This is a genomic window from Mesorhizobium sp. M8A.F.Ca.ET.057.01.1.1 (assembly GCF_003952565.1).
Lineage (GTDB): Bacteria > Pseudomonadota > Alphaproteobacteria > Rhizobiales > Rhizobiaceae > Mesorhizobium.
The window spans coordinates 5,003,647-5,026,772 of record NZ_CP034454.1 but is presented as its reverse complement, the minus strand read 5'-3'; the positions used below and the strand labels follow the sequence as shown (position 1 = coordinate 5,026,772).

The 23,126-nt window shown below is 64.0% G+C and carries 20 protein-coding genes and 1 pseudogene; 12 read left to right on the top strand and 9 right to left on the bottom strand.

Translation table 11 applies throughout. The features are described from left to right. Nucleotides 1-6: 6 nt before the first annotated feature. Entirely contained in the window at nucleotides 7-555 is a 549-nt protein-coding gene (locus EJ077_RS23980) for a MarR family winged helix-turn-helix transcriptional regulator (protein WP_208696847.1), read from the bottom strand. A gap of 44 nt (nucleotides 556-599) precedes the next feature. Further along, nucleotides 600-1,244, bottom strand: a complete 645-nt coding sequence (locus tag EJ077_RS23975) for a cysteine hydrolase family protein (RefSeq protein ID WP_208696845.1) — start codon at nucleotides 1,242-1,244, stop codon at nucleotides 600-602. A 235-nt stretch (nucleotides 1,245-1,479) separates the two neighbouring features. Here EJ077_RS23975 and EJ077_RS23970 point away from each other — a divergent pair, with 235 nt between their 5' ends. Together EJ077_RS23970 and EJ077_RS23965 are read left to right on the top strand one after the other, a co-directional pair. Continuing rightward, nucleotides 1,480-2,334: an NAD-dependent epimerase/dehydratase family protein gene (locus EJ077_RS23970; protein WP_208696843.1), complete on the top strand. Its 855-nt coding sequence runs from the start codon at nucleotides 1,480-1,482 to the stop codon at nucleotides 2,332-2,334. Continuing rightward, nucleotides 2,331-3,137 (top strand): SDR family NAD(P)-dependent oxidoreductase, encoded by an 807-nt coding sequence (locus EJ077_RS23965; protein WP_208696841.1) that lies wholly within the window; start codon nucleotides 2,331-2,333, stop codon nucleotides 3,135-3,137. The genes EJ077_RS23970 and EJ077_RS23965 overlap by 4 nt, the downstream gene beginning before the upstream one ends. Before the next feature lie 24 nt (nucleotides 3,138-3,161). Here EJ077_RS23965 and EJ077_RS23960 read toward each other — a convergent pair whose 3' ends face one another. Next, nucleotides 3,162-4,445, bottom strand: a complete 1,284-nt coding sequence (locus tag EJ077_RS23960) for an NAD(P)/FAD-dependent oxidoreductase (protein ID WP_208696839.1) — start codon at nucleotides 4,443-4,445, stop codon at nucleotides 3,162-3,164. Nucleotides 4,446-4,575: 130 nt separating this feature from the next. Then, nucleotides 4,576-5,679: a histidinol-phosphate transaminase gene (locus EJ077_RS23955; protein ID WP_208696837.1), complete on the bottom strand. Its 1,104-nt coding sequence runs from the start codon at nucleotides 5,677-5,679 to the stop codon at nucleotides 4,576-4,578. Between the two features lie 216 nt (nucleotides 5,680-5,895). Between EJ077_RS23955 and EJ077_RS23950 the strand changes: the two genes are divergently transcribed. The 8 genes and pseudogenes from EJ077_RS23950 (at nucleotide 5,896) to EJ077_RS23915 (ending at nucleotide 14,181) form a co-directional block, all read left to right on the top strand. Then, nucleotides 5,896-6,669, top strand: coding sequence for an SDR family NAD(P)-dependent oxidoreductase (locus EJ077_RS23950; protein ID WP_208696835.1), 774 nt, complete (start codon nucleotides 5,896-5,898; stop codon nucleotides 6,667-6,669). An 87-nt stretch (nucleotides 6,670-6,756) separates the two neighbouring features. Then, nucleotides 6,757-8,079 (top strand): histidinol dehydrogenase, encoded by a 1,323-nt coding sequence (gene hisD, locus EJ077_RS23945; protein WP_208696833.1) that lies wholly within the window; start codon nucleotides 6,757-6,759, stop codon nucleotides 8,077-8,079. A gap of 14 nt (nucleotides 8,080-8,093) precedes the next feature. Then, entirely contained in the window at nucleotides 8,094-9,122 is a 1,029-nt protein-coding gene (locus tag EJ077_RS23940; protein WP_208696831.1) for a zinc-dependent alcohol dehydrogenase, read from the top strand. A 1-nt stretch (nucleotide 9,123) separates the two neighbouring features. Further along, entirely contained in the window at nucleotides 9,124-9,855 is a 732-nt protein-coding gene (gene hutC, locus EJ077_RS23935; RefSeq protein ID WP_208696829.1) for a histidine utilization repressor, read from the top strand. Nucleotides 9,856-9,968: 113 nt separating this feature from the next. Continuing rightward, nucleotides 9,969-11,253, top strand: a pseudogene (locus tag EJ077_RS23930) (hypothetical protein). A 232-nt stretch (nucleotides 11,254-11,485) separates the two neighbouring features. After that, nucleotides 11,486-12,496, top strand: coding sequence for an ABC transporter substrate-binding protein (locus tag EJ077_RS23925; protein WP_208696827.1), 1,011 nt, complete (start codon nucleotides 11,486-11,488; stop codon nucleotides 12,494-12,496). Nucleotides 12,497-12,524: 28 nt separating this feature from the next. Next, complete coding sequence (locus EJ077_RS23920) at nucleotides 12,525-13,388, top strand: ABC transporter permease (protein ID WP_245458519.1); 864 nt, start codon at nucleotides 12,525-12,527, stop codon at nucleotides 13,386-13,388. 10 nt (nucleotides 13,389-13,398) lie between these two features. Then, nucleotides 13,399-14,181 (top strand): ABC transporter ATP-binding protein, encoded by a 783-nt coding sequence (locus EJ077_RS23915; RefSeq protein ID WP_208696825.1) that lies wholly within the window; start codon nucleotides 13,399-13,401, stop codon nucleotides 14,179-14,181. Between the two features lie 30 nt (nucleotides 14,182-14,211). On the opposite strand, the gene EJ077_RS23910 is transcribed toward EJ077_RS23915, so the two are convergent. The 3 genes from EJ077_RS23910 to EJ077_RS23900 all read right to left on the bottom strand — a co-directional run bounded on the left by EJ077_RS23910 (nucleotide 14,212) and on the right by EJ077_RS23900 (nucleotide 18,482). Further along, nucleotides 14,212-14,541 (bottom strand): hypothetical protein, encoded by a 330-nt coding sequence (locus EJ077_RS23910; RefSeq protein WP_208696823.1) that lies wholly within the window; start codon nucleotides 14,539-14,541, stop codon nucleotides 14,212-14,214. A gap of 195 nt (nucleotides 14,542-14,736) precedes the next feature. Continuing rightward, on the bottom strand, nucleotides 14,737-16,629 hold the full coding sequence (locus EJ077_RS23905) for an ABC transporter ATP-binding protein (RefSeq protein WP_208696821.1): 1,893 nt from the start codon (nucleotides 16,627-16,629) through the stop codon (nucleotides 14,737-14,739). Beyond that, the gene (locus tag EJ077_RS23900) at nucleotides 16,629-18,482 is read right to left on the bottom strand and encodes an ABC transporter ATP-binding protein (protein WP_208696819.1); all 1,854 of its coding nucleotides are present in this window, start codon (nucleotides 18,480-18,482) and stop codon (nucleotides 16,629-16,631) included. The genes EJ077_RS23905 and EJ077_RS23900 overlap by 1 nt, the downstream gene beginning before the upstream one ends. A gap of 54 nt (nucleotides 18,483-18,536) precedes the next feature. Here EJ077_RS23900 and EJ077_RS23895 point away from each other — a divergent pair, with 54 nt between their 5' ends. After that, nucleotides 18,537-18,749 carry a hypothetical protein gene (locus tag EJ077_RS23895; RefSeq protein WP_208696817.1) on the top strand — a complete coding sequence of 71 codons (213 nt, stop codon included), beginning with the start codon at nucleotides 18,537-18,539 and terminating at the stop codon, nucleotides 18,747-18,749. 54 nt (nucleotides 18,750-18,803) lie between these two features. Beyond that, complete coding sequence (locus tag EJ077_RS23890) at nucleotides 18,804-20,246, top strand: NAD(P)-dependent oxidoreductase (protein ID WP_208696815.1); 1,443 nt, start codon at nucleotides 18,804-18,806, stop codon at nucleotides 20,244-20,246. A 10-nt stretch (nucleotides 20,247-20,256) separates the two neighbouring features. Here EJ077_RS23890 and hutH read toward each other — a convergent pair whose 3' ends face one another. Continuing rightward, complete coding sequence (hutH, locus tag EJ077_RS23885; RefSeq protein WP_208696813.1) at nucleotides 20,257-21,879, bottom strand: HAL/PAL/TAL family ammonia-lyase; 1,623 nt, start codon at nucleotides 21,877-21,879, stop codon at nucleotides 20,257-20,259. A gap of 142 nt (nucleotides 21,880-22,021) precedes the next feature. After that, entirely contained in the window at nucleotides 22,022-23,125 is a 1,104-nt protein-coding gene (locus tag EJ077_RS23880) for an alcohol dehydrogenase family protein (RefSeq protein WP_208696811.1), read from the bottom strand. Between the last annotated feature and the right edge of the window lies 1 nt (nucleotide 23,126).

Sequence of the window (23,126 nt, the reverse complement as noted above, 5' to 3'; positions counted from 1 at the left end):
CGCGGCCTATTTGCCGCTGTCGCCATTCGATGGATCGTCGTCATTGATGCGCGTGAGCAGGCGGAGCAACGTCGCCTGCTCGGCGGGTGAAAGCGGCGACAGGAAGCGGCGCCCGACTTCGACGCTGCGTTCAAGCCGTTCGAGCGTATACTCGGTCCCCTTCTCGGTCAGAGCGATCATCGACAGGCGCTGGTCGGTGTCGGAGGCGCTGCGCGTGATCAGTCCGTGCTTGAGCAGCTTGCGCATCACGATGCTGATGGTCGAGGGGTCCATCGCCGTCAGCCGGCCGAGGTGGTTCTGCGAGACCTCGCCATGTTTGAGGATCGTGGCAAGCGCGGCGAACTGGGTCGGCGAAAGGTCTTCGCCCGCCATCACCTGCTGGAACCGCAGCGTCGCGCGCTGATGCGCCTTGCGGATGACGTGAGCCGGATGGAGGTCCAACGCGTATCCTGTCTGCGCGTATTGCTGCAGCACCTGCTCGCGGCTCAGCGGCGCCGCCTTGCCGCGCTGCCGCTTCGGTGTCGCGTCTTTCTCGGATTTCTTTTCGGTCGTCAAACCGGACTCCTGTTGCCTGTCTTGGACGTTGCTCACTCCAGGGCTCAAGCCGCAACTTCAGCCGGCTGCAGTGAAGCCCCGTCGCGAAGGGCCGCGACGATATCAGCAGAACTGCTGACCACGCCGAAATGGGTCGCTATATCGTAGAGCGAGCTTTCCTGCTCGCGCGGTCCCGTCGCCGCGCAGCAATCGCTCGGCACCACCACTTCATAGCCCTGGAAAAAAGCGTCGTGGACGGTCGAGCGCACGCAGATGTTGGTGACCACGCCGAAGATGACCAACTGGTCGACCTGCATGTCCTTGAGCGTCAGGTCGAGGTCGGTCTGAAAGAAGGCCGAGTAGCGGCGCTTGATCACGTGGATCTCATCATCGCGGGCACCCAGGTCCTCGATGATTTCAGGTCCCCAGCTTCCTTCCACGCAATGCGGCGTGCGCTTCACCCATTCGCGCTCGCGGCGCATGCCCGGCCGGTGCGCGTCGTGAACCCAGATCACCGGGACGCCGGCGGCGCGCGCGGCCTCGATGACAGCCAGTTGTGGTGGGACCAGCGTCTCATAGCCAGGCAGGACCATGGCCCCGCCGGGCTTGCAGAATTCATTGACCATATCGATGACCACGATCGCCGCACGGTGAGGATCGAGGCGCATCGCGTCGTCGTGCCGGTGTGAGGAAAAGACGTCCACGGCCATGGCGATCTCCTTGGGTCGATCGTTGATGCTCATACAAAAAACCCTGGCGGATGCCAAGTCAATCCCGTTCGACGCAAAGCCGTGACCGCCGGCCTTGCGTACGCTGCTCGCACAAGCGTATGCGCTATTTGTCCGGCGCGACATGGCCTTGACAAGGGGTGGCAATCATGTGCGCGATTTGTAAGACCATCAATGATATTCAAATCGCCAAGTTAGCCGGGCCGGGGGCCGTGATATGAAGACAATCGTCACCGGGGCCAGTGGTCTGCTTGGCCGCCATGTGGCCGAGGCCCTGGTTGCGGCCGGCCACGATGTGCTGGGCATTGACGCGGTGGCGCCCGCCGGCGCCGCATGGCGGCACGCCACCGCCGATCTGACGGATCTGGGATCGACCCTGCAGCTGGTGCGCGATTGCGATGCCGTGGTGCACGTGGCGGCGATCCCGCGGCCAACCGGGCGGGCCGGCGGCGAGGTGTTCAAGACCAACATCGCGACCGCCTACAATGTCGTCGAGGCCGCTGCCGTGGCCGGCGCCAGGCGCCTCGTCTATGCCTCGTCCTTCAGCGTCTTCGGCTATCCCTTCTTCGAGAAGACGGTCATTCCGCCTTATCTGCCGGTCGATATGAACCATCCGGTCAGTGCGCAGGATCCCTACGGCCTGTCGAAATGGCTGGGTGAGGAGATCGTCGACGCCGCGGTGCGCCGCGGCGCGTTTTCAGCCGTCAGCATCCGCATGCCGTGGATCCAGACCCCGCAGTCCTTCTTCGCCGGCGTCGGTCCGCGCCGCGCCACCGCCGACAGTGCCCGCGACCTGTGGAGCTATCTCGACGCGCGCGATGCCGGTCAAGGCTTTCTGCGGGCGCTCGAGTGGCAAGGCAGTGGCCATCTACGGGTCCTGTTCAGCGCCGCCGACACCTTCATGGAGGAAGAAACCGAATCGCTCGTGCGCCGCGTTTATCCAGGCGTCGCCCTGTCGCGGCCGATTTCCGGCTTCGGTTCGGTGCTCGATACGGGCCATGCGCGCGAAACGATCGGCTTCGAGCCGCAGCACTCATGGCGTTCCTATCCAAAGCCGGAGATCCAGGGATGAAGCGGTTCGACCAGAAGAAGGTCCTCGTCACCGGCGGCGCCGGCGCCATTGGCAGCGCCGCGGTCCGGCGTTTCCTCGACGAAGGGGCGCGGGTCGCGATCGTCGATCGCAACGGCGCCGCGGCGCGGCAACTGGCCAGCTCGCTTGGCAAAAAAATCATCGCCATCGAGGCCGACGTCACCGACGAGAACAGCGTGCGCGGCGCCGTTGAAACGGCCGTCGAGGCCTTCGGCGGACTGAATGTGGTGTTCAACAATGCCGGGATTTCCGGTGTCATTGCTCCCGTGCACGAGCTGCCGGTGGAGGATTGGGACGCCATCATCCGCATCAATTTGCGCGGTATCTTCCTCGTCCTGCAGGCATCGCTCCGGGCCATGATCAAGGCCGGAACCGGCGGCTCGATCGTCAATATGGGGTCGTCGATGGCCGGGTGGGACGTCCTGTCAGGCGGCGCCGGCTATGTCGCGTCGAAACACGGCGTCGTCGGACTGACGCGGGTCGCGGCGCTCGATGCCGCGCCCTACGGCATCCGCGTCAACGCCATCTGTCCGGGTGTCATCGAGACGACGCTCGGCGTGCCTGCTTCCGGCGAGGGCGATTTCAAGAGCAGCGTCCAGCATTTCGCCGACCGGATTCCGTTGCGCCGCATCGGCCAGCCGGACGATGTCGCTGCGGCGGTGGCTTTCCTCGCCTCGGACGAGGCAAGGCACGTCACCGGCGTCGACTGGCTGATCGACGGCGGCCAGACCTTGCAGAGTTGGGCCAACGCGCCGGCCGGCGACGCGTTTCCAAAGGTTCGCTAGGAGAGACCGGGCGGGCTCTTCTCCTCAGAGGCCGAACCGGTCCTTCACCCGGCCCGAAAGGATCGCCGCCTTGACGCCAAGCGGCCAGAAGCGATGGAACCGGATTGGCTTCAGCCCCGATATCGGCATCGGGAAGGGCATGGTCTCGTCGCCGCGAAGACGATTTGCCAGCGCATTGCCCATTGCCGAGGCCATGGCAACACCGCGGCCGTTGTAGCCAAGGCAAATCAGGATGCCGTCTTCCGGCTCATGAACATGCAGGAGATGGTCCTTGGTGATCGCGACCCGGCCGTTCCAGCCATGTGTCCACCCGGTTCCGGCAAGCACCGGCCAGAGCCGTAGCGCATAGTCGGTAAGGTAGCGGATGGCGGAAGCATCGCCGATGGGTCTCATCGGTCCCCGGCCGCCCATGAGAAGCCGGTTTTGCGCATCGATGCGGTAATAGACGGTGATGTTGCCGGCTTCGTAGAGAACGGGTCTTTCCGGCAGGATCGCGGCCGCGACCGCAGGCGCCAGCGGTTCAGTCGCCGCGATGGCGCTGAACACCGGCACGAGCGACTGCTCCAGGCCCGGCCACAGGTTTCCGGTATAGCCATTGGTCGCGACAAGGACCTTCTCGGCGCTGACGGAGCCGTCTGCCGTCTTGAGGACCCAGCGTCCGGCCTGCCTGCTCAGCGAGAGGACTTCGCTGCCGCCGAATATCCGCGCGCCGGCCTTCCGCGCGGCGGCTGCCAGGCCGAGCGCGTATTTCAAGGGATGAAGATCGCCGCCGCGGGCATCGAACATGCCGGATATGTATCTGTCCGTGCCGGTTCGTGCCGCCATCGCCTTTGCGTCGAGCAAGCCGACCGGCATCCCCCGCCGCTCGCATTGCGTCGTCGTGGCCCGCACCGCGGCTGCCGGCTTCGGCCGGATGGCCGCGCGTATGGTGCCGTTCTGCCGGGCCTCGCAATCGATTGACAGGCGCTTGATGAGGCCGAAGGTGAATTCCGGCGCACCGTAGGAGAAGTCGATCATTCGCGACCCGAGATCGGGGCCGAACATCGCCTCGATCGTGTCGGGATCGTATTTGAGACCGGGATTGACCTGGCCGCCATTTCTGCCCGACGCCCCCCAGCCCGGCTGATGGGCCTCGAGCACATAGACGTCGTCACCGGCTTCCGCCAGGTGGAAGGCGGTTGAAAGGCCCGTGAAGCCACCGCCGACGATGGCGACCCTTGCCCTGTGCGCGCCGGAAAGGGCGGGGTAATTGCCCGAGCCGCCGACCGTATCGCGATAGAGGCTCTGGGGCGGGCTGCTTGCGGGCATGGACGAGGCTCTTACGACAAGGCGGCTGGCTTTAGATACCTGGCTTTCAATTGCCCGATATCTTGCACGCGCGGCAGACCCAGACTTTCGCGTTGGCTACGCCAGCCAATTCAGCATGGCTTTCGGGAAATCACAACAATTGCGACAGGGCGGCCATGAAGTGGTCGTTCTCAGACGGTGAGCCGATACTGACGCGCACATAGGTGTCGAAGCCCTCCTGCTTCCATGGTTTGACGATGACGCCGTTCCGAAGCAGCCCTTCGACGAAGGTGGTGGCATCTTGCCGGCAGTCGAAGAACAGGAAGTTGCCTCTGGACGAAGCGACTTCGAGGCCCTTGCCCGCCAGGAAACGCTCGACGCGTGCCCGCTCCGTCCTGGCCAGCGCGACGACCTCGGCAAGGTGCTCCTCATCGGCGAGCGCCGCCAGCGCCGCCGCCTGCGCGACGCCATTGGCGTTGAAGGGCGTGCGCACCCTGTCGAGCAGCGCGCGCAATTGCGGGTCGCCGACGATGCCGAAGCCGATCCGCAGCCCTGCCAGTCCGAACGCCTTGGAAAATGTCCGCAGCACGATCCAGGGTTGATCGCGTTTGCGCAGATAGGGCAGGGACGAAACACAGTCGTCTCCCTCGGCATATTCGGCATAGGCTTCATCCACGACGATCAGCGTCTCGTCGCTGACAGCGTCCAGGAGCCTCGACAGATCGCCGCCGGAGAGCCAACTGCCGACCGGGTTCATCGGATTGGAGAACAGCAGCATACGCGGCCGTTCGCGCACTGCCTCGATCAGCGCGTCGAGATTGATGCTAAGATCGCCGTTGACGGTTACACGGTTGACGCTTGCACCCATCAGCGTCGCATAGTCCTCATGCAGCGGGAACGATGGATAGAGCGTGACGACGACGTCGCCGGGCCGCAGGACGGCACGGCTGATGACGGAGAGGAGGTCTTCCGAGCCGTTGCCGAGGATGACCTGATCCTCGCCCGCCGCATGTCTGGCGGCGATGGCCTGTCGCAGTTCACGTCCGGCCGGATCCGGATAGAGCCGGAACATTTCGGAGCCACCCTGCATCATCTTGGCCAGGGTCGGGCTCGGGCCGATCGGGTTTTCATTCGAGCCCAGTTTGGCGATCCTGGCTGGGGCGTATCGCAGCATGACCTCGGCAATGGTCAGCCCGGAATTGTAAGGCGACAGGCGGGTGACTTCGGTGCGGACCATGTCTGAGGCGTTGGACATGTCTGATCTCCTCCATCGCCGGCCGATTATTGTCGCCAGACAAACCTCGAACAATCGCCGCCCTTGGCATCTCGTATTAAAGAGCCAACCTTGTGGTCGCGCGTGGGGCGGGCGACGTCACCACTATCGCACTCCAGGCTGTTTGTATATGCTTGTATATGTAAGTCGATCTGATAGTGTCTGTGCCACGCAACCGGAGCGGCCAAGGAGGATCACATGCGCAACGCTGGTCTTTTCGACCTCTCCGGCAGGAAGGCGCTTGTCACCGGCGCCAGCCGCGGCATTGGCCGCAGCATCGCCGAGGCGCTGAGTGCTGCCGGCGCCGACGTCGCGGTCACGGCGCGCAGTCTGGACTCGCTTGATGAGACGGCGGCGGCCATTCGCGCGGGCGGCGGGGTTGCGCACGCCATTGCCCTTGACGTGACCGATGTCGGCCAGTGCCGCGCGGCTGTTGCCGAGGCAGCCCGCCTGCTTGGCGGCCTTGACATTCTCGTCAACAATGCCGGGGTGGAAGAGGTCCGGCCATCGCTCGATGTCGACGAGGCGCTGTGGGACCGGATCGTCGACACCAATCTCAAGGGGGCGTTCTTCTGTGCCCAGGCGGCAGCGCGGCAGATGCGGGATGCTGGCCGGCCCGGCGCCATCATCAATCTCTGTTCTCTGACGTCAGAAGTCGGCATTCCAACGGCGGTGCCGTACGGCTCTTCCAAGTCGGGCCTGCTCGGCATGACACGGGCGCTGGCAGTGGAGTGGGCGGAACTTGGCATCCGGGTCAACGCCATTGCGCCGGGCTATTTCAGGACGGCGATGACGGAGGTGTTCTACGGCAATGAGGCATGGCAGCAATCCATGCTTGCCAAGATTCCGCAGCACCGTTTCGGCGATCTGCGCGATCTGCACGGCATCGCCGTGTTCCTTGCCTCGGATGCCGCCGCCTACATAACCGGCCAGTCCATTCCGGTGGACGGCGGGTTCCTTGCCTCGGTCTGACGTAGATCGTCGATGTTTCGACTTGAATGTCGTCTTCCGCAGATGTGACCGGTCGGCACATTGCGCTCTGAACTGAAGGAAAAATCCATGTCCGACATCAGCTTCCACGATCTGTCATCCCTCGACGCCGCACAGCGGGCCGGTCTGCTGAAACGCGCAGAGGGCGATCTGTCGGTCTTCGTCGAAAAGGTACGCCCGATCATCCAGGCGGTCAGGGACGAGGGTGACGCCGCCCTGATCCGCTTCGCCAGGGACCTCGACAAGGCCAACGTGGCCGAAGGCGGACTGAAAGTGTCGGAAGCGGAATTCGATGCGGCATTCGATAAGGTCGAGAAGGAAGTCGTCGAGAGCATCAGGTTCGGCATCGAAAACATCCGGCAATTTCACGAGGAGCAGAAGCCGGAAGCCATGTGGCTGAAGGAAGTCCGCCCGGGCGCGTATGCCGGCGACAGATATACGCCAATCGCATCGGTCGCGCTTTACGTGCCGCGCGGCAAGGGCGCCTTTCCGTCGGTGACGATGATGACGTCGGTACCAGCCGTCATTGCCGGTGTGCCGCGGATTGCCATCGTGACGCCACCAACCCCGGATGGTTCGGTGGACGCGGCCACACTGGTCGCCGCTCGTCTTGCCGGCGTCCAGACCGTGTACAAATGCGGCGGCGCCCAGGCCGTCGCCGCGGTCGCCTACGGCACCGAGACGGTGAAGCCGGCACTCAAGATCGTCGGCCCGGGCAGCCCTTGGGTGGTGGCGGCCAAGAGCGTTCTGTCCTCGATCATCAACACGGGTCTGCCGGCCGGACCGTCCGAAGCCATCATCTTTGCCGACGACAGTGTCGATGGAGGCCTTGCCGCGCTCGATTTGCTGATCGAGGCCGAGCACGGGCCGGATTCCTCTGCCTATCTGGTGACGCACAGCCGCAAGGTTGCCGAGGCCGCCCTGGCCGCTATCCCGCAGCACTGGTCGCGCATGACCGAACAGCGTGTGGAATTCTCGCGCGCGGTGCTGACGGGAAAGCGCGGCGGCATCGTGCTGACCGGGTCGCTGGAAGAGTCTTACCGCTTCATCAACGACTATGCGCCCGAACATCTCGAGATCCTCTCGAAGGAGCCGTTCGCCCATCTCGGCCACATCACCGAGGCGGCGGAAATCCTGATGGGTCCGCACACGCCGGTGACCCTTGCCAATTTCGTTCTCGGGCCGAATGCCGTGCTGCCGACCAGCCGCTGGGCGCGCACCTACGGGCCGCTCTCGGTGACGGATTTCGTCAAGCGCTCTTCGGTTGGCTATGTGACCTCGGCCGCCTATCCGGAACTGGCGCTGCATGCCCGCCGGCTCGCCCGCTACGAGGGCTTCAGCTCGCATGAAAACGCGGTTTCGGAGATCCGCGACCGCTATCTCGCCGGCTGAGGGGGACCATCGCGATGAAGGCGGCGCGACTTTATGGACCGGGGGATCTGCGCATCGAGGATGTCGCCGCGCCAGGCGTCCCGGATGCCGGCTGGGCAAAGCTCAGGATCGATGCCGCCGGGATCTGCGGTTCGGACCTGCACAATTTCCGCACCGGCCAATGGATAAGCCGTTCGCCTTCGACGGCTGGCCATGAGCTGACCGGTACGGTGATCGCGCTGGGCGAGGGCGTCGACACAATCGCTGTCGGCGACAGAGTGGTCGCCGATTCCCGCTTCTGGTGCGGGGATTGCGCGCAATGCCGAGCCGGCAAACGGCATCTCTGCGCTGCGCTGGGCTTCGTTGGCGAAATCTGCGATGGCGGCTTTGCCGAACAAGCGGTGTTGCCCGCACGTTTGCTGCATGTCATCGACGCCGGCCTTGACGAACGGGTCGCCGCCATGGCCGAACCCCTCGCGGTCGCGCTGCACGCGGTGCGGCGTCTGCCGAAAACGGTCGGTTCGGTGCTTGTCGTCGGCTGTGGGCCGATCGGTGGTCTTGCCGCGCTGCTGCTCTCCCGAACCTTCGTCGGAACCGTGCTTGTCGCCGACCGAAACCAGGCACGTTGTGCCCGCGTGGCGCGGGTAACGGGCGCCACGATCGTCGATCTCGACCGCGATGCCATTGCGGCAGCCACCGCCAAGGTCCCGCTGCTGGCGGCCGTCGAGGCGACGGGCAGCATCGCTGCGTTCAACCAGTTGCTCGGCGTTCTCGATCCCGGCAGCGCGGTGGCGATGGTCGGGATCTTTCATGGCCGGCTCGACATCGACCCCAATCTTCTGGTCGAGCGCGAGATTGCATTGCTGGGATGCCATGCCTTCGCCGACGAATTGCCCGACGCTGTCCGCATGCTGGGTGAACTCAGCGAGCCGCTTCTGGCCCTGGTCGACCGCGAGATCGGCCTGGACGATATTCCGGCCGCCTATGAGCGGCTGTTGGCAGGCAAGAGCGATGGCTTGAAAACAATCATCCGCACGCGGCAACCTGCCGGAAAGGATTTTTGAAATGATCGATTTGCCCGATACGGCGAGCCCCCTTTACGAGAAGGTCAAGGACTACATCCTGACCAACATCGGAACGGGCAAATGGGGCAAGGACCGCAAGCTGCCGTCCGAGAACGAGCTGGTGGTTTCGCTGGGTGTGTCGCGGATGACGGTTCACCGGGCCTTGCGGGAACTGACCGCCGCGGGATTCCTGATCCGGCTGCAAGGCGTCGGAACATTCATCGCGCCACCCCGGCCACAATCGACGCTGATCGAGATCAACAACATCGCCGCCGAGATCGTCGAGCGCGGCAACAGGCATCGCTCCAAAGTCCTCGTCCTCGAAACCATCATGCCGACGAAGGAACTCGCGCTGTCGTTCGAGTTTGCGAAGCGCACCTCGATCTATCACTCCGTCGTCGTCAATTTCGAGAACGACCTGCCGGTGCAACTGGAAGAGCGCTTCGTCAATCCGGGCCTGATCCCCGATTATGACAAGCAGGATTTCACCAGGACGGCGACCTATGACTATCTGATGCAGAAGACCCCGGTCACCGAGGTCGAGCATATCATATCCGCCATCCCGGCCGATAAGGAGACGGCACAGCATCTCGGCATCGATGTCGGCAGTTGCTGCCTTCTCCTGCATCGCCGGACATGGACGGGGGCGGTCGTGGCCACGATCAGCAAGCTGACCTATGCCGGCAGCCGCTACTCGCTAGGCAGCCGCTACTCGCCTTCCAGGGCAAGCTGACGTCGACGACCAATGGAAGCCGAGGTTTCGTTCAAAATGTATATACATGTCTTGATAAGAGTGCCTCGGCTGGTGGACGCACGGGTTTGCGGAGCCCGGCGTTGAGGCCGGCAATGAGCCGCACGGCGCGGATCAGGGCTCTCGCGCAGCATGATGTCGTCGAGGCGCAGCGCGCGCTATCGGCCTTGCTGGGGGACCTGTTCGGGATGAATCCCGGCAACGTCCGCATCAATGTCGACAAATACAGCCTCAATTCGCTGAACGGCTGTCTTCGACAGCGATGGCCAAGCCTATTTCTTCAAATTCCATCAGGAGGAACGGGAAGAGGCGATGGCCGGCGAGTATTATCGGGCCGAAATCCTGTCGCGCGCCGGCCTGCCGGTCGATCAGCCCGTCCACATGTCCGCCCAGCCCGGCGAGCAGATCCTTGTCTATCGCCGCCGCGTGGATCCGAGATTTTCGGATGTGCTGTTCGCGCTGGATACGCAGGACGATGCAGGCAAGCGGCGCGAGGCGGTTCTTGCCGAGCGTGACCTGTCGGCCAGGCTGCTGGATGTCTATCTCGGGACGCTGCATCCGGTGACCGTCGCGCAGGTGTCGGCGGAGCCGATCCACCGGCTGTTTTATGAGCGGCTGATCGACGCCGATACGCGTTTGTTGCCAGGCGGCCGCCTGGCCGACTTCTACGTCGGCAAGTCGTTTGTCTTTCCCGGTGCGGAGCTCGGTTGGGATCGCTTTTCCCGGCTGAAATTCGTCATCAATGGGCAGCGCTACATCAGCAGCATCGGCGCGCTTTTCGGCACCGCCGCGGAGCGCCTGCGGCCGGACCGGCTTGCCGATGCCGGCGGCGTGGTCGCGCATGGCGACGCCCACAATGCCAATGTCTGGTACGTGGAGAAATCAGGTAGGGCGGAACTGTCCTTCTTCGATCCAGCCTTTGCCGGCTCGCACATCCCGACATTGCTGGCCGAGGTGAAGGCGACGTTCCACAACATCTTCGCCCATCCCTTCTGGCTCTACGATCCGGCCATGGCGACCCAGGCTTTTCAAGCGCGGGCGCGGCTGGATGGCGATTTTCTGCATGTCGACACGGACTGGGATTTGAGCCCGATCCGCCGCGACCTTCTGGAGGTGAAGGCGATGGAGCTGTGGCGGCCCTTGCTGCTGGAACTCAGGCGTCGCGGCATGCTGCCGGCGGATTGGCGAACGGTGCTGCGCTCGGGGCTGTTCCTGTCGCCGACCCTGGTGATGAACCTGCGGGCCGGCGCGCGCAGTCACACGCCAGTCTCGTCTCTCATTGGGTTTTCAGTCGCGGTGATGGTCGGCAGCGAACCCGATGGAGGAACCGACCGGGTGACCGGTTTTCTCGATCGGATCGATCCTGAAAAGCAGGACTAGTCAGGCTGGGGACGCGCCAAATCAATGCAAAATTTGAGTCACTTCAACTTGTATATGCATGTATGTATTTTAGCCTTGACATCCGCTACCGCTGACGCTGAAATATGTCAGCACTTCAACCATGAAGTGGCGGGCAAGACGCCGAGGCACAGTGCCGCAAGAGCAGAACCCCGTAGTCTCACCAGACCGGATGCCTGGTAAAAAAGCGGTCTGATCATCAAGGGGAACGAAGATGACGCTTAACCTAGCAGGACAATTTCGCGCGTTGGTGATGGCCGTTGCCGTCGGGCTCACCGCCGCCCCGACAGCCTATGCGGCCGATGCGGCCATTCCCACGACGCCCGAGGCCGGATCGTTCAAGATCGGCATCGAACCCTGGCTTGGCTATGGCCAGTGGCACGTCGCCGATGCCAAGGGCCTGTTCAAGACAAACGGCCTCTCGGACGTCCAGATCGTCAATTTCGCCGAGGACAAGGATATCAACGCCGCACTCGCCAGCGGCCAGCTTGACGCCGCCAATATCGCCACCCACACGGCGATGGGCATGGTTGCGGCCGGCCTGCCGGTGAAGATCGTGCTGCTGCTCGATGTCTCCATGACGGCCGATGCCATCGTCGCCGGCAAGGACGTCACGTCGATCAAGGACCTCAAGGGCAAGCAGGTCGCCTTCGAGGAAGGCACGACGAGCGACATCCTGCTCAAATACGCGCTCGCCAAGAACGGCATGTCGATCGACGACGTGAAGGCCGTTCCGATGCCGGCGTCCGATGCCGGCGGCGCGCTGATCGCGGGTCAGGTGCCGGTCGCGGTCACCTATGAACCCTATCTCACCGTCGCCATGGCGCAGAACAAGGACGTCAAGCTGCTGTTCACCGCCGGCGAGGATCCCGGCCTGATCAGCGACGTGCTTGTGGTGCGCGACGAGGTCATCAAATCGCGGCCCGGCCAGGTGCTGGCCATGATCAAGAGCTGGGACGCCGCGCTGAAGGATTACAACGCCGACACGCCTGGCGGCCGCGCCATCATCGCCAAGGCGGTCGGTTCCGACGTCAAGGATCTCAACACCGCCTTCGACGGCGTGCGCTACTATTCCCTGGCCGAAAACAAGACGGCGCTCACTGGCGATTTTACCACCAAGACATTCGCCGATGTCGAAGCGGCGGCGAAGAACGCCAAGCTGCTTCAGGCCGATGTGACGCCGGAGCAGATGATCGACCCGTCCTTCGTCAAGGCGGCGGAATGACGAAGGCCGGATCGCGGTGGTAACGGAGATGTCCGGAGAGCCCACCGCGAAAACCGATCTGGCCCGTCCCGCAGCGAAGCCAGTCACGAAGAAGGCCACGCGCCGCCGATCCTCCGGGATCGGCGTGCCGATCGCCCGGTCACGTTTTCTGGCGATAGCGGTGGCCGTCTTTGTCGGTCTTGGCCTCGCCTGGTGGGCGGCGACCGGGCTGGAATGGGTAAAACCAATCTTCCTGCCGTCGCCGGGCAGCGTCGCGACACAGATCGCCAAGCTCGCGGCCGACGGCACGCTGTGGCTGGACCTCAGGGCCTCGATGTACCGCATTTCCATCGGCTTTCTTCTGGCCTCGGTACTGTCCATCCCGATCGGCGTGCTGATCGGGAGTTTCCGCTCCTGGGAGGCTGCGATCGAGCCGCTGGTGGATTTCATCCGCTATATGCCGGTTGTCGCTTTCGTACCGCTCTCCATCCTGTGGGCCGGCACCGGCGATACCCAGAAATTCCTGATCATCTTCATCGGCACCTTCTTCCAGCAGGTGCTGATGATCATGGACAATGTGAAACGGGTTCCCGCCGATTTCATCGGCCTTGGGCGCACGCTCGGCCTGCCGGATCGCAAGATCCTGACGCGCATCGTCGTGCCCAGTGCCTTGCCGGGCATCTGGGACACGTTGCGCATCAGCCTCGGCTGGGCATGGACCTGGCTAGTGCTGGCCGAACTGGTCGCGGCGACGTCCGGTCTGGGCTATCGCATTACCGTATCGCAGCGCTATTTCCAGACAAACACCATCATCGGCTACATCCTGCTCTTGGGCGTGCTTGGCCTCATCACAGACCAGGTCATGAAGGCGTTGGAGAAGGTGCTGTTCCGGCAGGATGGCCACTCGCAATGAGGAACCGCCGATGACTGTTCCCAAATTGCGCATTGCGGGTCTCGACAAGAGCTTCGGCACGGGCGAGCGGCGCACGGAAGTGTTGCGGGACATCAATCTAGACCTTGCCGACAACGAGTTCGTCTCCCTCGTCGGCACGTCGGGATGCGGCAAGAGCACGTTGCTGTCGATCGTCGCCGGACTGCAGGATTTTGACGCCGGCGATCTCAGCATCGATGGCGCGCCGATCGTGCAACCGGGTCTCGACCGTGGTGTCGTCTTCCAGTCCTACACGCTGCTTCCCTGGCTGACGGCGCGGCAGAACATCGAGTTTGCCCTCAAGGCCGCCGGCTATGATCGCTCCGCCTGCCGCGAGATCGCGCTCGAGCATCTCGACCTCGTCAAGCTGTCCCAAAGCGCCGATCGCTTCCCGTCCGAACTTTCGGGCGGCATGAAGCAGCGCGTCGCCATCGCCCGCGCGCTCTCCTATCGCCCCAAAATGCTGCTGATGGATGAGCCCTTCGGCGCGCTCGATGCCTTGACGCGGCACCAGATGCAGGAACTCCTGACCCAGATCTGGGAAGAGCATCGTCTCACCGTGCTGTTCGTCACGCATGACGTCGAGGAGGCCGTCTATCTGTCGGACCGCATCGTCGTCATGGGGATCGGCCCGGGACGCATCATGCAGACCTTCAACGTCGACATCGAGCGCCCACGCCGCGAAGAGGTGATGGAAACGCCGGCCTTCATGGATTTGCAGCGCGGCGTGCACAAGGCGATCCGCGAGGCCTCAAGACGTCCCGAAATGGCGTGAAGCTTCGTTGGTCTCGCCGGCGGTGAGGAATTACGGGCCGTGGGGACTGCATATCTCGAGCGTCCATGCGATGGTTCCGCAAAAGTCGCCGGCATACCCACGGTAACTGCCGTAGCCATTGTAATAGCTGTCCATCCAGTTGCTGTTGTCGGTCGAATTCTCGCCGGTCCAACCGCTACCGATCCAACCGTAATGGTGTCTATGTCCGCGGTTCGCGGCGTGCGTGTTGCCATTATGGGCGGTGGTGACGCGGACATAGTGGTGCCTGACAACGGCGGCATCGGCGCCTGTAGCAAACGGGACAACGTTCGTCGCCAACGTCAACACGATGGAACAGAGGAATACGCTTGGCTTTTTCATAAGCATGTCTCCTTTTCATTCGAGACATATGGAAAAGAACGCGCGCCTCGCTGCACATGTTCCTTCACGAAATCGGGCTTTCACGGTCCCAAGGACGGGGTGCAGTCAGCGGCCACATCAGGGGATCTCGCAAATAAGGTCTTCTCCGCAAGGATATGGAGCAATCCGTCCGGTTCACGCCATGCCAGCACCAGCTCACGTCGCTTTTCCGGCCGCCGCATCCATACCCATCTCTTCCTCGGAAATGTCGTCGAAGGAAGCGTAGTTCATGTTGTAAAGGCGGGCGTAGAGACCCTTCTTCTGCATCAGTTGTTCGTGGTTGCCGCTTTCGACGATCTCGCCATTCTGCAGGACGATGATGCGGTCGGCGCCGCGGATGGTGGCCAGGCGATGCGCGATGACCAGCCCGGTGCGCCCTTCGAGCAGTTTGATCAGCGCCTTCTGGATCAGCATCTCGGTGTAGGAATCGATGCTGGCGGTGGCCTCGTCGAGCACCAGGATTTTGGCATCGGCCACCAGCGCGCGCGCAAAACTAATCAGCTGGCGCTGGCCGAGCGAGAGATTGCCGCCGCGCTGCTCAAGTTCGGTGTCGTAGCCGTCGGGCAGTTGCTCGATGAAGTCGTGCGCGCCGACGGCTTGCGCGGCGCGCACCACCTCTTCGCGGCTGGCCGATGTCTTGTGGTAGCGGATGTTCTCCAGCACCGTGCCGGAGAACAGGAACGGCTCCTGCAGCACCATGGCCACCTGGTCGCCCAGCGAATCCTGCGTCAGGTCGCGCACGTCATGGCCGCCGACCAGGACCTCGCCCGACCAGACATCGTAGAAGCGGTGCACCAGCGCCATCGAGCTCGACTTGCCCGATCCAGTCGGGCCGACAAGCGCGACCGTCTCGCCCGGACTGACGCGGAAGGAGATGTTCTTCAGCACCGGCTGATTCTGACGGTAACCGAAGGTGACGTTCCTGAACTCGACCGAACCATCCATGTCGCGCGACAGCGCGATGGCGCCGTCCTTGTCGCTGACGTCGACGGGCACGTCGAGCACTTCGGAGATGCGCTGGCCCGAAGCCATGGCCCGCTGCATGACACTGTACTGCATGGTGAGCGAGCGGATAGGGTCGAAGAAGCGCTGGATGTAGAACAGGAACGCCACCATCACGCCGATATCGAGACTGTGCGACAGCACCATCGAACCACCAACGACGATGACGGTCGCCATGGCGATGCCGGTCAGCGTGTCGACGATCGGCACCATCACCTGCGCATACTTCGCCGAGCGCAGATGGGCGTTGAGATTGGCCAGAACCTTCTCGTCGTAAAGGTCGAAATTGACATGCTGACGCTCCAGGCTCTGCACCGTGCGCACGCCGTGGATACCTTCGGCCAGCGCTCCGTTGGCGATGGAGTTGGTTTCGTGCGCGGCCATGAAGGCGACCTTGGCCCGCGGCAGCCAGAACAGGCGCACGATGAACAGCATCGGCATGGTCGACAGCGTCAGCAGTCCGAGCCGGAAATCGAGCCAGAGCAGGACGGTGACGATGCCGAAAAGAAGCACGATATCGCCTACCGACATGACGGACGTTTCGAGGAACTCCTGCATGGAATTGACATCGCCCTGCAGGCGCGACATCAGCCGGCCGACCTCGGTCTTGTCCATGAAGCTCAGCGAGACGCGCTGCAGGTGGCTGAACATGGCGCGGCGCAGGTCGGACAGCACGTTCTCGGCCACCTTGCCGACGACGCTTTCCTGCACATGGCTGGCGGCGTAGTTGATGAGGATGATCATGGTGAAAGCGACGATCGCGGAGATCATCACCGAGCGGTCGAGCCTGCCCGGCGCCATGCCGTGATCGATGGCGTAGCGGATGACCAGCGGGATCGCCAGCTGTGTCAGCGTGAACACCAGCACGGCCGCGACCGAGATGAAAATCCGGCCCTGATATGGTCTGACGAAGCTCCAGATGCGCCTGACGATGCGCGGATCGTAGGCCTTGCCGAAGACCTCTTCCTCATCGCGGTGCGAGCCGACGACCGCCTTGGTCGGGCGTCGGCTTGTGTCTTCCTTCTCGTCGTCGTCCTGCGTCGACATCAGGCGGCTCCCTCTAGCCGATCGTCGTCCGGCCGTAGCTGCAGGTCGTAAAGCGCGCGGTAGCGTCCGCCGAGCGCCAGCAATTCCTCATGCGTGCCACGTTCCACGATCCGGCCACCCTCGACGAACAGGATCTGGTCGGCATGCATCAGCGAACTCAGCCGGTGCGAGATGATGAGCGTCACACGATCGCGGGCGAAGCGCTTCATCGCCGCTCGTATCCGCTGCTCGGTGCCGGCGTCGACGGCGGCCGTGGAATCGTCGAAGACCAGCACCGATGGCCGCAGCATCAGGCTGCGCGCGATGGTCAGGCGCTGCCGCTGGCCACCGGACAGCGACGCGCCGCGTTCACCGACGACCGTGGTGTAGCCGGCCGGAAGGCCAATGATATAGTTGTGCAGCTGGGCATACTCGGCGGCCTGGCCGATGCGGGTCTCGCGCGCCCAGGGATTGCCATAGGCGATGTTGTTCTCGATCGAGGTGGTGAACAGGAACGCGTCCTGCTGGACGACGCCGACCGCCTTGCGCAGCGACTGCAGCGTGACCTTGCGGATGTCCTGTCCGTCTATGGTGATCGCGCCCGAGGTCACGTCGTAGAAGCGCGGGATCAGATGCGCGATGGTCGACTTGCCGCTGCCCGGCGGGCCGACGATACCGACGGTCTCGCCCGGCCTGGCTTCGAAGGAAACGCCCGAAAGCGTCGGACGCTCGTTCGCGCCCTCATAGCGGAAACCGACATTCTCGAAGCGCAGCACGCCTTCGGTGATGACGAGCTCCCTGGCGTCGGGCGCGTCCTTGATGTCGAGTTCGGCGTCGAGCAGTTCGAACAGCCGCGTGCCACAGGTCGAGGCGCGCGCGAAGGAGTTGACCATCAGGCCGAGCTGGCGCACCGGCATCTGCAATATGGTCATGAAGGTGAGAAACTGGGCCAGCGTGCCGACGCTGATCTGGCCCGAGATCACTTTCTGGCCGCCGAACCAGAGGACCAGGCCCATGGCGGCCAGGAAGGAAAAGTTCATCGCGCTGGTGTTCGAGACGCGGATGTCGACGCGCTCATTGGCGAGCTCCAGCGCATCCTGCTTGGCGCGGTCGAATTTGGCCAGCTCATGCCGCTGCGCCGCGAAGGCGCGCACGACACGGATGCCGCCGAGATTTTCGTCCATCACCCGGCTCAGCACCGACAGCCGCTCCTGCAGAGTTAGCCAAGTGCTGCGCAGCCGGAGTTGCGTCACCGAGGAGCGCCAGGCGACGAACGGCACGAAGCTGAGGCTCAACAACCCGAGCACGAGATCGGTGCTGATCAACAGATAGGCGCCGACGCCGATCAGCACGCCAAGCAGCACCACGCGCAGGATGCCGGTGGAAAAGAACATGCGCACGCCGTCGAGGTCGAGCAGCCCGAGCGTGATGAGATCGCCGGTGTGGACCTTGTCGTGGAAGGAAAAGCTCAGCCGCTGGATCTTCTCGTAGAAGGCGAGCCGCAGCTCATAGCCGGTCTGATGGCCGACGGCCTCGCCATAGTAGTTCTGCGCCATGGTGAAGAGACCGCGCAGGATGCTGACGGCCAGCAGTGTCAGCGCGGTACTCCAGAGTGCCTGCTCGGCGGCGGTGCCAGCCCCCGCGGCCATCACGCCTTGCGCCTGATCGATGGCGCGTCCCAGGAGGCGCGGAATGAAGAGCTGCAGCGTCGCCGCGATAAAGGTCGAGATGAGGGTGATCGCAACCTGCCAGGGATGGCGCAGCGTCATGCGCACGATGCGCAGCAAGGTGCTGAGGCCCTTGCCCCAGGAGGCTTCCGCCACATGGGCAAATGATTTGCCGCGCCTGGCCGCGCTGGTTGCATCCGTGTGCAAGGAAAATACCCAGACCGATCCGGACATTAGCCCGAACGAATGTAGCAGACTCAATTGGATAGCCTGATTTTACGCGCGTCCGGCTTGCCCGTTCAAGGGGCCAATGGCGAGATCGCACTGTACCTGAAGAAGGGTGCCGCGTGCCATCTCGGCCATGGCCATCGGGGCCTGATCGGCGACGCGGTCACCGGCAAGATCGTGTCGCAACTCGCTGCTGGTCTGCCGCCGGTGATCGATCTCATGCCGTTGCGGGCGGATAGGGTCTGAGTGTTCAGGGCCTGCTCTGCCAGTAGGCCTTCCGTCCTGCATGAGGGGAACGACGTGACCGCGACCACAGACACACACGCCGTTGAGTCGATCGATCCGCAACGCGCTTACGCAGTCCTGGTCTGCGATCTGATCGGCCTGCGCTTCGACGCTGACGGAAAGCCAGACCCTTCGGAGGTGCGGGCCCATATCGAAGCCAAGGGCGGGCGCTTTCATGCGACCGGACTCGGCGACAAGGCCGCTCTGGAACGCGGGCGCGTTCATTTTTTCTACCAGCCGGATCTCAGCACCCGGGAGGAGCTGATCGAAGCCGCCGGCGACGGACGCTATGACGCCGTCATTACCGCCGCGACCTTCCTGCCCGCCGAAACCTTCTTTCCGCTGGCCGGCGTGCGCATCGGCGCCGGCACCGGCAATATGGGCTCGCGCTCCTGGGGTGGCGGCAGTGGCGAGGGCGGCACCGCGGTGCTGATGAACACGCCCGGCATCAACAGCCGCGCCACGGCGCAGATGGTGATGAAGGCGATCCTGAAAGTGCTGCCCGCTCTTCCGGTCGACACGCTTCACGGGCGTGTGGCGCGTGGCGCTTTCGACACCGGCAGGGAGCTGCGCAATTTCCCCACCGAAAAGCTCGAAGGCAAGACCATCGCGATCATCGGCTACGGCAATATTGGCCGCGAGGTGGCCAAGCTTGCCCGCGCCTTCGGCATGCGCGTGGTGATCCACGCGCGGCCTCGGCATCGGGATTGGATAGAAGCCGAGGGCTTTGCCTTTGCCCCGGACCTTGTCGAGGCGGCCGAAGGCGCCGATGTGCTCAGCGTTCATGTCGGCCTGGGCAAGCAGGATACGCAGAGCGGGCGCTATGCCAATGCCGGGCTCATTGGCGCGGACGCCTTGTCCCGCATGAACAAGGGCGCGGTGCTGGTCAACTACGACCGCGGTGAACTTGTCGACATCGAGGCTCTTGATGAAGCTCTGAATACAGGCCGGCTGCGTCATGCGGCGATCGATGCCGATCTGTTCAGGGATGCCTCGACCGGCCGCCTGTCCGGGCCGATGCTGCCTTATCTCGGCCTCGTCGAGAAGCATGGCGCCAGGCTTGAGCTCCTGCCGCACGCTGCCGCCGATACGGACCACCCGTCGCGCGTCGCCGGCGCCAAGCAGGCCGTCGACCAGATATTCGCTGTCATTTGCCGCAAATCGGTAACCAATGCGAAAGGCACCGTGCCGCCAGGCTATCTTTCCCTCGGCGCGACCACGCCTCCGGGCATCGGACCTGTGACGGCGGACCACCTTTTGAAACTGACCTCCAGCGACTGCGCCGAACTGGCGGATCTCTGCGATCGGCAAGGCCGTCTGTGGAAGGCTCTTTCGGATACCCCGCCTGCCGAGCGAGGCGCGATTGTCGTCGAACAGGGCGACGAGCTTGTCCGGTTGATCGACCGCTTCTGCCTTCTGGCCGAGAACCTCAATCTCCGGGGACCTTTCCAGAAATAGGCCGGAGGTCTCAGTCCCGGGGACCGGCCACCATACGGGCGACCCGCGTCATGTCGGCGCTCATCTCACGATCGTCGTCGAGCGGACTGACGAGCGCACGCACCGCAGCAAAGGTGCGCTGGGGTCCTTCGCCCATGCTGTCGACGACGCCGCGCAATTCAACGCCCGTCGCCGCGAAGATCAGTTCCATCGCAACGAGATAGCGCAGGCGTTCGACGATCTCGGCGGTCTTGGCCACCACGCGCGGCGCCATCGACGACTGGTCCTCGATCCCGTCCGAAACGGCCAGCGGGCTGAGCGACATCGGATTGGCCAGGTGCCGAATCTCGGCTTCCAGCGCGGCCAGCGGCTTCTGCAGTTCCGCGTAGCCCTGGCGGCTGCCGCCCCTGGCCGACAGGAAGCGCGGCAGCTCGGCAATTGTCGGCGACATCAGCTTCATGCAGCGGTTGGCGGTGCCCACCGCGCAATGCGCGAGCGCTTGGCCGAGCTGTTCCCAGGCCAGCGTCATGGCAGTAAGGTCGAAATTGCCGTTCGAGACGACGCGTTCGTCGCCGGGCAGGATTACCGGATTGTCGCCGGAATAGGTCAGTTCGATCTCCGTCGCGAGCTTCGCCTGTTCGAATGCATTGAGCAGGCCGCCCCAGACCTGCGGCACACAGCGATAGCTGAGCGGATCCTGCAGCCGCCGTGCCGCTCTGTCCTTCCACAGGCCGCTTCCCGCCAGTTCCGTACGCAGCCGCGCGCCGATCTCGCGCTGGCCGAAGGCCGGTCGGGCGGCGAGGGCATCCTCGTCGATCGCGGTCAGGGACGAGCGGAACGCCTCATAGTTGAGCGCTACCGCGGCCAGCGCCCAGTCGATGAGATGGGCGACGTCCTCGAGACATGGCCGTCCTTGCCTCGGCGGCAGTGTCCGAGCCGGGTTCGAGCGCCGGCCATGCGAGTGCAGGTCGCGGCCAACCTGCCGGACGGTCCGTCCGCCGCGCCGCGCAGCGGGGCCGAAGTCGGCCGATGCGCACGCGGTGCCGGTCGACAGGCTGTTGGCGACGACGATCGCGTGGCCGTCCTTCTCGCGCAGGTCGAGCGGTTCGAGCCCGGCCAATGCGAGTGCCTCGGCCGACGGCATTATCCTGCCCTGGTATTCCGTCTCGCCGTCGCCGCGCAGCGCGCGCGCCATGTGGCCGAGATGGGCGAGGTCCGCCGCGCCGATCGATCCCCAGGTGGGGATCACCGGATGGACGCCGGCGTTGAGCGCCGCCACAAGGCCCATCACCACGCGTTCGGACGTGCCGGTGCCGCCGGCGGCCATGCCCGAAATGCGCGCGGTCATCAGCGCGCGCACCGCCTCGGTCGAAAGGGCAGGGCCGATGCCCATGCTGTGGCTGAGCGGCACACTGAGCTGGAAGGCGATGAGATCGGCCTGGGCGAGCGGCGTGTCGACACAGGCGCCGAGGCCCGTGGTGACGCCGTACATCGGCTTGCCGAGCCCGGTGAGGTGCTCGATGAGCGCGCGGCTCGCCCGGATGCGCCGCATCGCCTCCTCGCCCAGCATCAGCCGCGCATTGCGCCGCGCGATCTCGGCGACGTCAGCCGCGCTAAGCGGCTTGGCGTCGAGCAGTATCATTCGGGCTGTCATGTCTCGCCTGTATCCCGTGACCAGAGGCCCGGACCAGCGGCGCGCCGGGCGTTGCCATTTGTGGCGGCATGCTGGCTGGACTGCAAGCCATTCCCATTATGGCAGCGATGAGAAGGCAGGCGGAGGAGCCAGGATTTTGCGATTACGCCGATCGCTCCGCGACAGCGTCCGGCACCACCACCAGCTTGCCGACAAAATCCTTTGCGACGAAATCGGCCTGCGCGTGGTGGAAATCGGAGAGCTTGTAGACGCCACCGACCAACGGTCTGATCTTTGCCTCCTCGATGTAGCGAACGATGCGGCGGAAATCGGCGCGCGTGCCCTGGCTCGAGCCATGCAGTTGCAACTGCTTGAGATACATGGTCCTGAGGTCGAGCTGGACGACCGGGCCTGCAATCGCGCCGGCCGTGGTATAGCGGCCCTCGGGTCGCAGGATGCGCAGCAGGTCGTTGAAGATCGCGCCGCCGACGAGATCAGCGACCACGTCGATCGGCTGGCCGCCGGTCGCTTCGGTCACGGCTTGCGGCAGGTCTGCAACGCCACGGGTGATGACCGCCTCGGCGCCGATGTCGAGTACGGCCTGTTCCTTGCCCTTGCCCGCGACCGCATAGGGAATGGCGCCACGCGCCCGCGCCAGCTGCACGATGCCGGAACCGACGCCGCCCGAGGCGCCGGTGACCAGCACGCGCTCGCCAGCCTTCAGGCCAGCGCGTTCCAGCATCTGTTCGCCGGTAAGGTAGGCGCAGCAGAAGGTGGCGAGTTCGACGTCGCTCAAGGTGGTATTGACGACATGGGCGTTGTCGGCTGGCACAGCCTGATACTCGGCATAACCGCCATCGCGGCCGTGGCCCATATAGTCGATGTCGGCGAGTGAATCGTCGTCGCGGTTGTAGATGGAGAAATCGACCATTACCCGTTCGCCGATACGGTCCGGCGATACACCTTCGCCGACGGCGGCGATGGTGCCGACAGTGTCGGTGCCCTGGATGCGCGGGAAGGTCAGCGTATTGCCCTGCCTTCGCCAGGTCGACACCGCGCCCGCATCCTCCTCGGTACCATAGGCGCCCTGGCGCACCCAGACATCGGTGTTGTTCATCCCGCAAGCGCTGACCCTTATGAGCACTTCACCTGAAGCAGGAGCAGGCACCTTGACATCGGTGCGGTAGACGAGTTTTTCAGGTCCGCCGTGGCCGGTGAGCAGCACGGCGGCCATGGTGGCGGGGAGGGTTTTGGTCATGGCATTCATG